The following is a 13,499-nucleotide window of genomic DNA, read 5'->3' as shown; positions in this document are numbered from 1 at the left end:
CCTGAGTCATGAGCATCCGGAAATATGGCTAATGACTCAGGACAAATGACAAAGAACCAATAACATGAAGATTTTATGACCTCTCCCCTAGTTGCTAATGCTGCTCAAGCGCGTCAGACAAAACAGCGATTCGCTAAACCAGAGGATCAACTGTCTTATGAATTAGGTAAGGCAGTTCAAGAATTGCCACCGCTTTATACAAGATTGTTAGCAGGGACTATCAGTGTAGCTTTATTTGGGACGATCGCCTGGGCGCATTTCTCCGAAATTGACGAAGTGGCGATCGCTCAAGGAGAACTCATTGCTTCGACTCAAGTTAGACCAGTGACATCTCTGGGGAATGGCATGATTCTAGCGGTGAAAGTCAGAGAAGGCGATCGCGTGACTAAAAATCAAGTGTTAATTCAACGCGACCCCGATTTCCAAAAAACAGACGTAAACCGCCTTTCAGAATCTACCAAGTTAATTAAGGATGACTTAGACCGTTTGGATGTAGAACGCATCGGCGGTAAAAGTACTGGTGAAAAACTCCAAGATGAACTTTTAACTGCGCGTTTAGGTGATTATCAAGCCCGCCAAGCAGCCACAGAAGCCGAAGCAAATCGCCAACGCGCCCTTCTTGACCAAGCAAAAGTGCGCTTGGCTCGCTTGCGAGAAAATTTGGATACAGCCAAAAGTTCCTTAGTCAATTCCCAAGCCAACTTAGCTAATGCTAAAAGTATCCGCGAAAGAGTCAAAGAAGCATTAGCGATCGCTCAAAATAGAGAAGAAAAACTCCGCACCTTGATTACTCCTGGTGCTGTCCCCAGAGTTGATTACTTAGAAGCTCAAGAACGATTAAATCGTGCGAATACCGATGTCACCAGATCAGAAGATGAAGTGACTAACGCCAACAATAAAGTTGCCGAAGCGCAAGATCGAGTCTTATCTTTAGCAAAAGATATTGCAGCTCAAGGCCAAGAAATTCGCCAAGCAGAACAAGCTTTTCAAGCCGCGCGGAATCAAGTACAACGATTATCATCTGAGCGTCAAAGCGAAATTTTGACTCAAATGAATAAGCGTAAAGAAGAATTAACCACCGTCTCCGGTCAATTAGCCCAAGCGAAAAAGCAACAAGAAGGAGAAACCATCAAAGCTCCAGTTGCTGGCACAATCTATAGAATTAAGGCAACCAAAGGCCCCGTACAATCAGGGGAAGAATTACTATCTATCTTGCCGGATGGAGAAGAATTACAACTAGAGGTGAAAGTTCTCAACCGCGATATTGGTTTCATTCGTCCAGGGATGAAGGTAAAAATAAAAATGACTACTTTTCCTTTCCAGGAATTCGGTACCATTGCTGGCACGGTAGCACAAGTTAGCCCAAATGCCGTAGTTGATAAAGAATTAGGGTTAGTTTTCCCCACCAGAGTTCAAATGAATCAACATTCCCTAAATGTGCGGGGTAAAGAAGTAGTATTTACTCCGGGTATGGTTGCTACGGGAGAAATTGTCACTCGCAAGAAATCAATTTTAACTTTCATTGTCGAACCTGTAACTCGCAGATTTAGCGAAGCTTTTTCTGTCAGGTAAGACAATTTTGGATTGTAAAAATCGAGAGGCTCAGATCCCCGACTTTTTAAAAAAGTCGGGGATCTTGTTATCCAAAAATAATTTATATAGCGGTAGTCAGATATGTTAGGACAACTTGAAAGCTTGAATGCCATGAATAGTAAGACTTTTCCTTCTGCCTCCTGCCATAACTGTTAATCCCAAACTTTGCACAAGGCCGCCAATTGGTCGCGGTATTCAATCCGAACTACCCAATCTTCTGGCCATACTGCCATTCCTAAATATGCTCCAGCAAAAGCACCTGCTAAACAAGCAATGGAATCAGAATCACCAGATGTGAGTGCAGCACGTCGCAAAGCCGCTAAAGGTGCCTCTGGAAATAACAAAAAGCATAATAGACCTGTAGCTAAGGCTTCTTCTGCCACCCAACCTTCACCTATGGCTAAACAGGGGTCAATGTCGCGGTTGGGGTTGACTAATGCTGCATCAAGACGGTCGAGTACTGCTAAACACTCATCCCAACCACGACTAATAAATTCTTCTGGTGTCTGAATGCCTGGACGTTGCCATAAATAATCCAGCCAATCAGCATGATAAACCGATCGCTGAGTTAGAGCATAGTTGCGTAATTGAGTCGGCAATTTTTGTGGTTCGCCACCCTTGACAAGATAAGTAATTGCTGCTGCGGTTAAATCGGAAGCAGCGAGGGCAGTAGGATGACCATGAGTTAATGCTGCTTGAAATTGAGCAACTGCCGCACGCATTTTATCATCTGTGGGCAACAAACCTACAGGCACAACACGCATATTTGCACCACAGCCTTTGGAGTTGGGTCTAGTTGCTTGTTGCCAAGGCAGACCTGATTCCAAATATTCACAAGCCTGTAAGCAAGTCATCCCAGGAGCGCGATTATTGTCTGGACTGTGTAACCACTCAACAAAAGTACGTCTGAGAATAGGTTCTAAATTAGGCAAACTCAAGTTTGCGACACCAACCTCAATCAGGGCTTGCCCTACTGCTAATGTCATTTGTGTGTCATCTGTAACGCGTGCAGGATTACCAACAATTTCTTGCGGCCCATTTGGCGGAAAGCGACGACAAATTTCTTTCACATTTAAAAATTCTGTAGCAGCGCCCAAGGCATCACCAAAGGCTAACCCAAATAAACATCCAGAGGCACGACGCATAAATAGTTTTTTAATTACATTTTTAATACACAAACGCTACAAAATCTACCCTTGAGTAAGTGTAAGTATCCGCGTTTTAACTGAATTTATCAAGCACAGACTCCTTTTATAGCTAATTTATTCTCTATATCTCTGGAGTTAATGTTGTTTAAAGACGGCAAACACCACATGGTGATTACGGTTCACCCTAATTACTCAATGTATTAATTCTCATAAATTAGACGAAGTGAAAGCAAATTAATCCATGAACCAACTAAACAAAACTTTAAAATTAACCGTCCCAGATAAGGTTCGGGAAACCACCCTTCATGGACTGGCTATACAAGCTCAGTATATATATCAGCAGAACTTGGGGCTATAACCCCAACAACACCGAGCTAAAGGTCATTGATGCTGAAGTAACTGCTTTCATAAACCAGTTGGTTCAAGATTTAGTCCTTATATTCCCATTCATTCATTTGTAGTTATACGGAGCCAGCACATAAAATGGCAAAAGTAGTTGGAATTGACTTAGGTACAACTAACTCCTGCGTCGCAGTGATGGAAGGTGGTAAACCCACGGTTATTGCTAATGCAGAAGGTTTTCGGACAACACCATCAGTAGTAGCATTTGCCAAAAATGGCGACACCTTGGTAGGGCAAATTGCCAAGCGCCAAGCGGTGATGAACCCTGAAAATACCTTCTACTCGGTGAAGCGCTTTATCGGTCGTCGCTATGACGAAGTGACTAATGAAGCAACCGAAGTTTCTTATAAAGTCCTCAGCAGCAGTGGTAACGTCAAGCTAGATTCTCCTGGTGCTGGCAAGCAGTTTGCTCCAGAAGAAATTTCGGCAAAAGTTCTCCGCAAATTAGTGGAAGACGCAAGCAAATATTTAGGTGAAACTGTCACTCAAGCAGTAATTACCGTCCCTGCATACTTCAACGACTCCCAACGCCAAGCTACAAAGGACGCTGGTAAAATCGCCGGGATTGAAGTTCTGCGGATTATCAACGAACCGACAGCTGCTTCTCTGGCTTACGGCTTTGATAAAAAGAGCAACGAAACCATCTTGGTATTTGACTTAGGTGGTGGTACATTTGACGTATCTGTATTGGAAGTTGGCGACGGCGTATTTGAAGTATTAGCAACTTCTGGTGATACCCACCTCGGTGGTGACGACTTTGATAAAAAAATCGTTGATTTCTTAGCTGAACAGTTCCGCAAAGACGAAGGTATTGATCTCCGTAAAGACAGACAAGCACTGCAACGTTTAACAGAAGCGGCAGAAAAAGCCAAAATTGAGCTTTCTAGCGTTACCCAAGCAGAAATTAACTTACCGTTCATCACCGCTACCCAGGACGGGCCTAAGCACCTGGATATGACGCTGACTCGCGCTAAGTTTGAAGAACTTTGCTCTGACTTGATTGACCGTTCTCGGATTCCAGTAGAGAATGCGCTGCGTGATGCCAAGTTAAGCAAAAATGATATCGATGAAGTAGTACTGGTTGGTGGTTCCACCCGTATTCCTGCCGTCCAAGAGTTGGTGAAGCGGATTTTGGGTAGAGAGCCTAACCAAACTGTTAACCCTGATGAAGTAGTAGCCGTTGGTGCGGCAATTCAAGCAGGTGTGTTGGCTGGTGATGTTACAGGTATTCTATTGTTAGACGTAACACCATTGTCCTTGGGTGTAGAAACCTTGGGTGGTGTAATGACTAAGATTATTCCTCGCAACACAACAATTCCTACCAAAAAATCCGAAGTATTCTCTACTGCTGTTGATGGTCAAACCAACGTAGAAATTCACGTCCTCCAAGGTGAACGGGAATTTGCTAACGATAACAAGAGTTTGGGAACCTTCCGTCTTGATGGTATTCCTCCTGCGCCCCGTGGCGTACCTCAAATCGAAGTGGTATTCGACATTGATGCTAACGGTATCCTCAACGTTACGGCTAAGGACAAAGGTACTGGTAAGGAACAATCCATCAGCATTACTGGTGCTTCTACCTTAGATAAAAATGATGTTGACCGGATGGTACGCGAAGCAGAACAAAATGCTTCCTCTGACAAAGAGCGCCGTGAGAAAATTGAACGTAAGAACCAAGCTGATTCCTTGGCGTACCAAGCTGAAAAGCAGCTGCAAGAATTAGGCGATAAAGTACCTGCGGCTGACAAAACCAAAGTAGAAGGTTTGATAAAAGATCTGCGGGAAGCTGTTGCTAAAGAGGATGATGAGCAAATCGCCAAGCTGATGCCAGAATTGCAACAAGCACTATTCGCGGTTGGTAGCAATATCTATCAACAAGCTGGCGGTGCTGCACCTGGCGCTGAACCTCAAGATGGTGGTGGCGGTTCTTCTACTTCCTCTGGTAGCGGTGATGATGTAATTGACGCAGATTTCACTGAAAGCAAGTAATTCCTCCAATGTTGTAGGGAAGGTGAGAAATTCCCTACTCAATATTTCCCATCTAGGTATTCACCTGGGTGGGGATTTTTTTTATGCGGGGATTTGGTATATAGGTTACAGGTTACAGGTGATAGGTTAATATGTCATATCCTGCAACGCCTTGGACACTTCGAGGCAAAGCGATCGCCTCTTTACATCTGGTAAATATTAACCAAGTACGCTCCCTGATTCCGTCGGAATTGCAAATTTTTTCTGTCTGGCCGGGTAAAACTCTCGGCTGCGTGTATTTATCCAATTACGGGGAAGGCTCTGTGTTGGAGTACAGTGAGTTAATTGTTGCTCCGGCTGTGGTGAGTTATCAAAATAAAATTGGTGCTTGGATTTCGCACATTTATGTAGATAACGTTGATTCTGTGGCTGGTGGGCGAGAAATTTGGGGATTGCCGAAAGAATTGGCCGATTTTACGTGGGAAAATGATCAGCGGGTGAGGGTGAGTCAGGGCGATCGCAATTTGTGTACTCTGAATTATACTCAGCAAAGTTTAGCTTGGCGACAAAGGCTGACTGGTTCCACCTTCAGTGTTAAGGGTGTGGAGTTACTCAAATTTTCGGCTGAATGTGAAGCGCGGTTGGGTTTGATTAGTTCCCAATTAGAAGTTCCTACAGACAGTCCTTTTGCGAGTCTAGGTTTAGGTCAGGCTTTTTTAACTGGGCGTTTTGAACAGATGACATTAACAGTTGCTCACCCAGAAATTGTAGGGCAAAGAGTAGGCGAAGTTATTTATAGATAAGATAGCGAAAGAATGCTTATCTTATCACCAATAAATTTATAGTCGGCATTATAAAAGCAATCTGGTTTGGGAATAATAAATTCACGGTAGAAAACTTCCAGACCAGATATATATATGTTGAATGTAGTAGTTGGCCATAGTAATGACCCTGATTCTTTAGCGGCGATTACTGAAGTTATCGAGCAATGTCAAGATAATTTAGGTGAAAAACGTCCTCAAGCTGGTATTTTATTTGCGGCAATAGATTTTGATTATGCACTTATCTTGCAAGAAATTGTGCTGGCTTTTCCTGGAATTGAGTTAATTGGTGGTACTAGCGATGCCGAAATTTCTTCATTATTAAAGTTTCAGCAAGATTCACTAGCTTTAATGCTATTTTGTGCTGATGAAATTGAAATTTATGCAGGGTTGGGTAGAAATCTATCCCAAGACCCAATGTTAGCTACGAAACAAGCTGTAGAACAAGCAAAAGCAAAAATTAAACATCAATCTCTCTCTCAATTATGTTTGACTTTTCCCGAAAGTTTAACAGTTGATGGGGTGGTGATTGTTGAAGGCTTGAAAGTCGCTTTGGGGAAAGATATTCCTATTTTTGGTGGATTAACCGCCGATCAATGGAAATTTGCAAAGACATATCAATTTTTTCAAACAGAAATTCTCAGTGATTCTGTTCCTGTATTGATATTTTCTGGTAATTTCTTATTTTCTCAAGGAGTCGCTAGTGGTTGGCATCCTCTAGGAAGAAAAGGCAAAGTTACCAATGTTGAGCAAAATATTCTCTATGAAATTGATGGCAAACCAGCATTAGATTTTTATCATCATTATTTAGGTGGTCTTCCTCCTTCTGGTGAATATCCTTTAGCGGTGTTTGAATCAGAAACTGAAGAATTTTATATGCGTGCGCCTAGCATTTATAATCCTGAAAATGGTAGCATTACTTTTTTAGGAGAAGTACCAGCAGATGCTTGTGTTCAAATAGCACAAGCAAGTCGAGATGAGATTTTAGGTGCTGCGAAAACATCAATTATAAATGCCTTAAATAATTATCCTGGGAAACAGCCTGATGCAGCTTTATTTTTTTCTTGTGCGGCTCGTCGGCTATTACTAGGTACACGCACAATTGAAGAATATCAACTGGCTCAGGAATTTTTGACAGCAGAAATCCCAGGTTGTGGTTTTTATACTCATGGTGAAATTTCTCCGTTAAACAGTGGCGGTGAAACTAGATTGCATCATGAGACTTTTGTTACCCTTTTGATAGGAATATATTAAAAAATCATGCAATTAGATTATGAGCAGAAAATTAAACAATTGGAAAAAGCCAATCGCATTCTCCAAAAAAAACTAGAGCGCTCTGAATCTTTAAGAATTGCATTAGAGGAAACCAATGAGAAAAAAGAGGCTTTGTTTCTCAAGGTAATTGACGAATTACGTGATTCACAAAAAACTTTAGAAGAACAAAGTCGCGACTTAGAAGAAACTTTAAAAAAGCTACGCGCTATGCAAAGCAAATTAGTAGAGTCTGAAAAGATGTCTGCTTTAGGAGTTTTAGTAGCTGGTATTGCCCATGAAATTAATAATCCAGTAAACTTTATTTATGGCAATATTAATTATGTTACTCAATATGCCGAAGAAATTTTAGAACTACTAAAATGCTATCAAGAATATTATCCAAATCCTGTTATAACTATAGCTGATAAAATCAAAAAAATTGATTTGGAGTTCATCAAAAAAGATTTTGTACAAGTTTTACAGTCTATGGAAATAGGGAGTCAGCGGATTAGTGAAATTGTTCGCTCTTTACGTACTTTTTCCAGATTAGATGAAGCTGAACTCAAAAAAGTCAATATTCATGAAGGTATTGATAGCACATTGATGATTCTGCAAAATCGCTTAAATTCTCAACTCGGTTGCTTAGAAGTTATAATTATTAAAGAATACGGCAATCTACCCAGGGTAGAGTGTTATGCAGGTAAGCTGAATCAAGTATTAATAAATATTATTAGTAACGCTATTGATGCTTTAGAGCAGAAATTAAATTATAGTCAGCATACTTATTCTAAAACAAATGGTTTAGCTACACTGCAAACTGCAACTTTTACCCCCACTATCAAGATTACTACAGAATTAATCAATAACTGGGTTTCTATTCGCATAAGTGATAATGGGATTGGAATTGATGAAAAAACAACGCAACAAATATTTAATCCTTTCTTCACTACTAAACCAGTTGGTAAAGGTACAGGTTTAGGGCTTTCTATTAGTTATCAAATAATTGTGGAAACTCATCAAGGGCAGCTAGAATGTCAATCTATTCCTGGCGTAGGTACGGAATTTATGATTATGATACCTTTACAAAGGCTGTAGCTAGATGTTATGTTTTGAAATTCAATGCGATCGCTCTTTTACTCACTAGGTAAGTTATCTATCAAGAAAAACCCAGCTTTCGTGAAAAAACTGGGTTTCTGAATTTAGTAAATATGATTTACAGCCAATCTCGATAAGCAGAGATTTCATTTACACTAATTTCTAATGGCTCACCTTTACCAAAAGGTGGATAAACTTTGATTTTGGCATTAGTTGTAAATCTCTCTAATCTATTACCTAATTGGGGAATATTGCTGACTATATGCCAGTAAGATACGATGTCAGGGCAATCAATTACTAACATCACTTTGGTGTTTTTATCAGTAAGATACCACTGACAATTATTAAGTAGAGCTTGAGTAATGCGATCGCAACTGTAATAAAAACATCTACCAATCGATTGCTCTAGCTCTAGGTGCAGCATTCCATCCTCTTTTGTTACCTTTGTTGGAGGTAAATCATCGGGTGGAAGCAGGTTTAATTTAGACATAATTGCGTACCTCTTGGTTGTAGCGCTGCAAACTTTCGATGTTTTTTTGCATATCAAACGATGTCGGTTTGAGCGCTAATGTACCTAGATTCAATTCGTCATGAAATTTTTTGATTTTGTCTCGACAAGTGATAGGATCACCAATGATTGAATTTTCAATCAAATAGTCTTCGTCAAAACAAATGTTGCTACGGTCAAATGCCTTATGACCATTGGAACTATTCTGCATTACTACTGCCGAATTAGCTTTCATTTTTTGGCTAAATTGGCGGATAAAAGGCATCGCTTCGGTGATAGCATCTGCGTTGGTTTGTCCAACAAAAAAGAACCTCGCTAAGACAAAATTGTCTGCACCACTGGGATTAATCTCTCGATATTGGCTCACTGTCTTTTTCAATCTCTCTAGCGCAAAGGGTGGCCCTCCCATTAAGCTAAAGGAATTTTTAGCGGCAAATTCTATGCTTGTCTCATCACCACTGGCTATATATACAGGGATTTGTTGTTGCAGCGGTTTAGGGTAAACTGTGAGGCGATCGCATTGATAATGTTGTCCGTGAAATGAAACTTCATTTTCATATAACAGCTTATGAATTAATGCGATCGCCTCTAACATTCTGGCGCGAGATTCTCCCATTGAAATCGCAAAATGTTTATTTTGCTGAGGAAAAGGCCCACCTTTAGCAACTCCAAATAATAATCTGCCATTACACAAATTATCCAAGGTAGCAATATCTTCTGCTACCCGAATCGGGTTGTGAAATGGTAGTAAAACCGCCGCTGTGCCTAAGCGAATTGTTGAGGTGACACCCGCTAAATGTGCCATTAATAGCAGCATAGAAGAACTGATATTAATTTCACTAAAATGATGTTCACTTACCCAAGCTTCGGCAAAATTTAAGCTTTCGGCTTGTCTAACTAAAGCGACTTGCTCAAAAATAGCCCGGCGGGCATTTTGATGATGATTTTCGTAATTGCAGAAAAGTCCAATTTTCATTGTTTACTATTCTTAGGTTGCTACCATTTGCAACTCCAACCACAAGCGCGGATCGGTATCTTTCAGCGTCGATTTGGGATCACGAATTAAGCGTTTAGCATTCATACAAACTACTTGGACTAATCCCATATTGTCTGCTATGTCTCTGAGGATTTTTTGTTGTTCTCTAATATGGGGCAGCATTTCCTCAGAGCAGTAAATACCTATGTATTGCAAACGTCTAGGCGGTCTTCCCCAAAAACAGGTGATGACTTTCACATGGCACCCGTCTAATAGTTCCCCAACCTTTGGATAATACTCGCTGATGATTCTTTTGAATTCTTTAGCGATGATATCTTCAGTAATCATTTTAACTGATGTTTCTGTAGCGTTCATCACGCTATTTAATATAACATATATTTGTCAACCAAGCATGACATAGAGTGTGTTATATGTTGCTTTTTAGTGTTAAAAAATATATAAAAAATGATTTGTCAGACGTTAATAGAGACCAAAATCCCCGGCTCCTTGAAGAAGACGGGGATCTGAACTTTCTCGATATTTTATAAATAATCAGATGTATTATCGAGATTTGCGTTCGGCGACTAATACTTCAGCAACCATTTCTGGTAAATCACCAAAGTCAGAAAATCCTTCTTTACCACTGATAGGGGAAAGAAAAGTATAACTTGGATCACATTCTCCTGTATCGTAAACTTGAATAAACCATCTATCAGGGAAGCCTTCTACACCCAACTCTACAATGTACCAACTCTCGCCAGTTAAACGAGATTTTATAATAGTAAACCACTCTCTATATTCGTCACGAATATTCCAGTCTGCTAAGAGAAACTCTAACGCTATATGTCCAGCATCAGTAGCCGTCAGTAGCATGATTACTCCTTATTTGGCACTTCAGATTTTGCAGCTTCGGAATTTTTAAAGTCTGGATATAAACCTAATTGTTTAGCAAGCTCACGAGCTAAAAAAAACAAAAATTGAGCGCCATCTTGGTTGCCTTCGTGAGCAAACATTGTAGCAACTCTAGCCATTGCTTCTACGAAATTAGCATCAATTAATTCTGAATGTGCTTCTAAAATTTCTGGTTCTTGACCATTAGGACATTGCAATAATTTATCGATTAAATCAAAATATTGAGCTTGCCGTTCTTCTGTCATAATATTTGCTAATTTTGGAGTATGGATTGATTATTGTTCAATACTTTGTTGCCAAAGTCTTTCTAACATTTCTACTTGTTCTTGGAATACGGCGGCACGATGTACTAAATACCTATCGTATACAAGAATTCCTAACCCAATACACACAGGGGTTAGCAAGATAAACCATTGCAGAATAATGGCAAGTTTATATACAAAATCAGTAGTTGGCGGTTGGTTTACGATTTGGCGATCGCAATTATTAACACCAGCCGTCACCACAGGTTCTAAGGCTTGATTTACTTTGTTAATATTATTAACTTCACAAGTTAAATTCTGTGCCTTAACTAACTCTCCATGTTTTTCCCAAACTACTTTTAGGGCTACCATTGCTGGAGAAATTACGATTAATGTTACAAGGCAAACTGTGAGAACATTTAGAAGTTTGACTTTCATTTTTGCTCTCCTTGGCTAGGTAGAAGCTAGGTGTTTAGGCTAGAGTTTAGGGTCTAGATTAGAGAGTTTTACATAGTAAATTACAAAATTTAGTTATGGTTTATATCCCAAACAGCTTGAAGACTATGGTTTTTATTGATTCATAAATAAATTAGGTATATAGTTTCATGTTTATTAAATTAAACCAGTAAGTAACTAGTAGATAATTACCTATTTTGCTAAAAATTATATTTTTATACTTGTCGAATTAACGCACTCTTACTTGAAAATGTGGGGTTAAGAAGTCCCCCCTAGTTCACTAGCAAGCTAGAGAATTTCGGGGGGTAGAGGGGAATCTCTGCGTAAATCCTATATGTTTTATATCAGTTGGCTTTCTCTATGGCTGTTTAATAGGTGTGGATTAAGTTTATTAAATAGATTAAGGTTGTACTCAAAACCTCAAACCATTAATGCACAAGCTTTTAAAAAATTGCTTGGGGTAAATGGACTAGCATTTTTGAGTAAAGGGACTAGTATTACTGAGGTGGGGTTCTGGAACTTTTGTACTCAGACTTAAAGCTAGACAGGCTATCGTTAAAAACGATTTTTTTTAATAAATTTTGATGAATAAATTTTGTACTCAGGATAAAAACTTCATATTTTAAATAACTAAATTTTTTCAGAAAGTCAATTAAATAAACCCAAAATAATCAAGTTTTATTGATGAATAAAATTACTGTATTTAATTTACATTTTAGAGCTTTATATGGAGAAATTTAGATATTTAGCAAAACTGTTAAATAGACTGTTGATTTCAGGATGATTTTGTTAAAGAATATGAAATGAGTTTGTATATGTTTTTAGACAAATATCGGCTAATAAAGTTCCCTAGATAAACTGATATTTAGTATTTGGCAATACTTAAATAGCAGAATGTTAAGTTAATGGTAATAGAAAATGCGAATTTAAGTGTAAATTAACCAAAATTATTTCTTGGTGTTACATATTTATGCTTTAGTGAAAGTAAATAGGTTTAGCGATCGCTAACCTCAGCAGTTAGCCAAAAATGATTGTTATAAGTAAATATGCTGCTTTAAAATTAAATGTTTTAGGAGTTAATTTATGCGAATTGCTAAAGATGTCACAGAACTTATCGGCACAACTCCCTTAGTTCAACTAAATAAAATTCCTCAAGCTGAAGGTGCAGTGGCGCGAATAGTTGCCAAACTCGAAGGTATGAATCCAGCAGCTTCGGTGAAAGACCGTATTGGCTTGAGTATGGTACTCTCAGCGGAAGCGGAGGGTTTCATCACACCGGGTAAAACAATTTTAGTTGAGCCAACTTCTGGAAATACCGGAATCGCTTTGGCAATGGTAGCAGCCGCCCGTGGTTATAGCCTAATTTTGACTATGCCAGAAACCATGAGCCAAGAACGTCGCTCAATGCTGCGTGCCTATGGTGCAAAATTAGAGTTGACACCAGGCCCAGAAGGAATGCGAGGTGCAATTCGCAAAGCTGAAGAAATTGTGGCGAATACACCCGACGCATATATGCTGCAACAATTCCGCAACCCAGCTAATCCCAAAATTCACCGCGAAACCACCGCCGAAGAAATTTGGTCAGATACAGATGGGGAAGTAGATATTGTGATTGCTGGGGTTGGTACTGGCGGGACGATTACCGGAATTGCCGAAGTATTGAAACAACGTAAGCCTAGTTTACAGGCGATCGCAGTTGAACCCAGCAATAGCCCTGTCCTTTCTGGTGGCGAAGCTGGCGCACATAAAATTCAAGGTATCGGTGCAGGATTTGTTCCCGATGTGTTGCGATTGGAACTGGTTGATGAAGTCATCAGAGTTAGTGATGACCAAGCAATGATTTATGGACGGCGTTTAGCCAAAGAAGAAGGTTTACTATCGGGGATTTCTTCTGGTGCGGCTTTGTGTGCTGCATTGCAAGTAGCAAAACGACCAGAAAACGCTGGTCGTTTGATTGTGATGATTCAGCCTTCGTTCGGTGAACGTTACCTCAGCACAGCAATGTTTCAAGATTTGAGCATTAGTTAAGAAGTCAAAAGTTAAAAGGAAAAAGTAAAAAGTGAAGAGTAAACAGTCAAAATAGAAAATAAACTCTTTTGCCTTTTACCCTTTTACTTTTTACTT

Annotated in this window: 13 protein-coding genes; 6 read left to right on the top strand and 7 right to left on the bottom strand. The window is 39.7% G+C overall.

Going from position 1 to position 13,499, the window contains the following annotated elements; genetic code table 11:
* Positions 1-75: 75 nt before the first annotated feature.
* Positions 76-1,572 carry a beta-barrel domain-containing protein gene (locus tag NCWK1_RS13565; RefSeq protein WP_096583194.1) on the top strand — a complete coding sequence of 499 codons (1,497 nt, stop codon included), beginning with the start codon at positions 76-78 and terminating at the stop codon, positions 1,570-1,572.
* Between the two features lie 173 nt (positions 1,573-1,745).
* Here NCWK1_RS13565 and NCWK1_RS13560 read toward each other — a convergent pair whose 3' ends face one another.
* On the bottom strand, positions 1,746-2,738 hold the full coding sequence (locus NCWK1_RS13560; protein WP_103125078.1) for an ADP-ribosylglycohydrolase family protein: 993 nt from the start codon (positions 2,736-2,738) through the stop codon (positions 1,746-1,748).
* A 486-nt stretch (positions 2,739-3,224) separates the two neighbouring features.
* On the opposite strand from NCWK1_RS13560, the gene dnaK reads away from it, so the two are divergent.
* From dnaK to NCWK1_RS13540, 4 genes are all read left to right on the top strand, one after another.
* The gene (gene dnaK, locus NCWK1_RS13555) at positions 3,225-5,132 is read left to right on the top strand and encodes a molecular chaperone DnaK (RefSeq protein ID WP_096583198.1); all 1,908 of its coding nucleotides are present in this window, start codon (positions 3,225-3,227) and stop codon (positions 5,130-5,132) included.
* Between the two features lie 131 nt (positions 5,133-5,263).
* The gene (locus NCWK1_RS13550; protein WP_103125077.1) at positions 5,264-5,914 is read left to right on the top strand and encodes an acetoacetate decarboxylase family protein; all 651 of its coding nucleotides are present in this window, start codon (positions 5,264-5,266) and stop codon (positions 5,912-5,914) included.
* 114 nt (positions 5,915-6,028) lie between these two features.
* A complete protein-coding gene (locus NCWK1_RS13545) occupies positions 6,029-7,186 on the top strand; it encodes an FIST signal transduction protein (RefSeq protein ID WP_096583202.1) in 1,158 nt (385 codons plus the stop codon).
* A 6-nt stretch (positions 7,187-7,192) separates the two neighbouring features.
* Positions 7,193-8,281: a sensor histidine kinase gene (locus NCWK1_RS13540; RefSeq protein WP_187308144.1), complete on the top strand. Its 1,089-nt coding sequence runs from the start codon at positions 7,193-7,195 to the stop codon at positions 8,279-8,281.
* Between the two features lie 118 nt (positions 8,282-8,399).
* Here NCWK1_RS13540 and NCWK1_RS13535 read toward each other — a convergent pair whose 3' ends face one another.
* From NCWK1_RS13535 to NCWK1_RS13510, 6 genes are all read right to left on the bottom strand, one after another.
* Positions 8,400-8,771, bottom strand: a complete 372-nt coding sequence (locus NCWK1_RS13535) for a hypothetical protein (RefSeq protein WP_103125075.1) — start codon at positions 8,769-8,771, stop codon at positions 8,400-8,402.
* Complete coding sequence (locus NCWK1_RS13530; protein ID WP_103125074.1) at positions 8,764-9,765, bottom strand: LLM class flavin-dependent oxidoreductase; 1,002 nt, start codon at positions 9,763-9,765, stop codon at positions 8,764-8,766. Before NCWK1_RS13530 ends, NCWK1_RS13535 begins: the two co-directional genes overlap by 8 nt.
* Positions 9,766-9,777: 12 nt before the next feature.
* On the bottom strand, positions 9,778-10,140 hold the full coding sequence (locus NCWK1_RS13525) for a hypothetical protein (RefSeq protein ID WP_245894895.1): 363 nt from the start codon (positions 10,138-10,140) through the stop codon (positions 9,778-9,780).
* Positions 10,141-10,326: 186 nt separating this feature from the next.
* Positions 10,327-10,638 (bottom strand): hypothetical protein, encoded by a 312-nt coding sequence (locus NCWK1_RS13520; RefSeq protein WP_096583210.1) that lies wholly within the window; start codon positions 10,636-10,638, stop codon positions 10,327-10,329.
* A gap of 2 nt (positions 10,639-10,640) precedes the next feature.
* Positions 10,641-10,922 carry a hypothetical protein gene (locus tag NCWK1_RS13515; protein ID WP_096583212.1) on the bottom strand — a complete coding sequence of 94 codons (282 nt, stop codon included), beginning with the start codon at positions 10,920-10,922 and terminating at the stop codon, positions 10,641-10,643.
* A 30-nt stretch (positions 10,923-10,952) separates the two neighbouring features.
* Positions 10,953-11,357 carry a hypothetical protein gene (locus NCWK1_RS13510; RefSeq protein ID WP_096583214.1) on the bottom strand — a complete coding sequence of 135 codons (405 nt, stop codon included), beginning with the start codon at positions 11,355-11,357 and terminating at the stop codon, positions 10,953-10,955.
* A 1,101-nt stretch (positions 11,358-12,458) separates the two neighbouring features.
* On the opposite strand from NCWK1_RS13510, the gene cysK reads away from it, so the two are divergent.
* Positions 12,459-13,403, top strand: a complete 945-nt coding sequence (gene cysK, locus NCWK1_RS13505) for a cysteine synthase A (protein ID WP_096583216.1) — start codon at positions 12,459-12,461, stop codon at positions 13,401-13,403.
* The last annotated feature ends 96 nt before the right edge of the window (positions 13,404-13,499 follow it).

This window comes from Nostoc cycadae WK-1 (assembly GCF_002897135.1).
Taxonomy (GTDB): domain Bacteria; phylum Cyanobacteriota; class Cyanobacteriia; order Cyanobacteriales; family Nostocaceae; genus Nostoc_B.
This window is presented reverse-complemented; position numbering and strand designations above follow the sequence as displayed.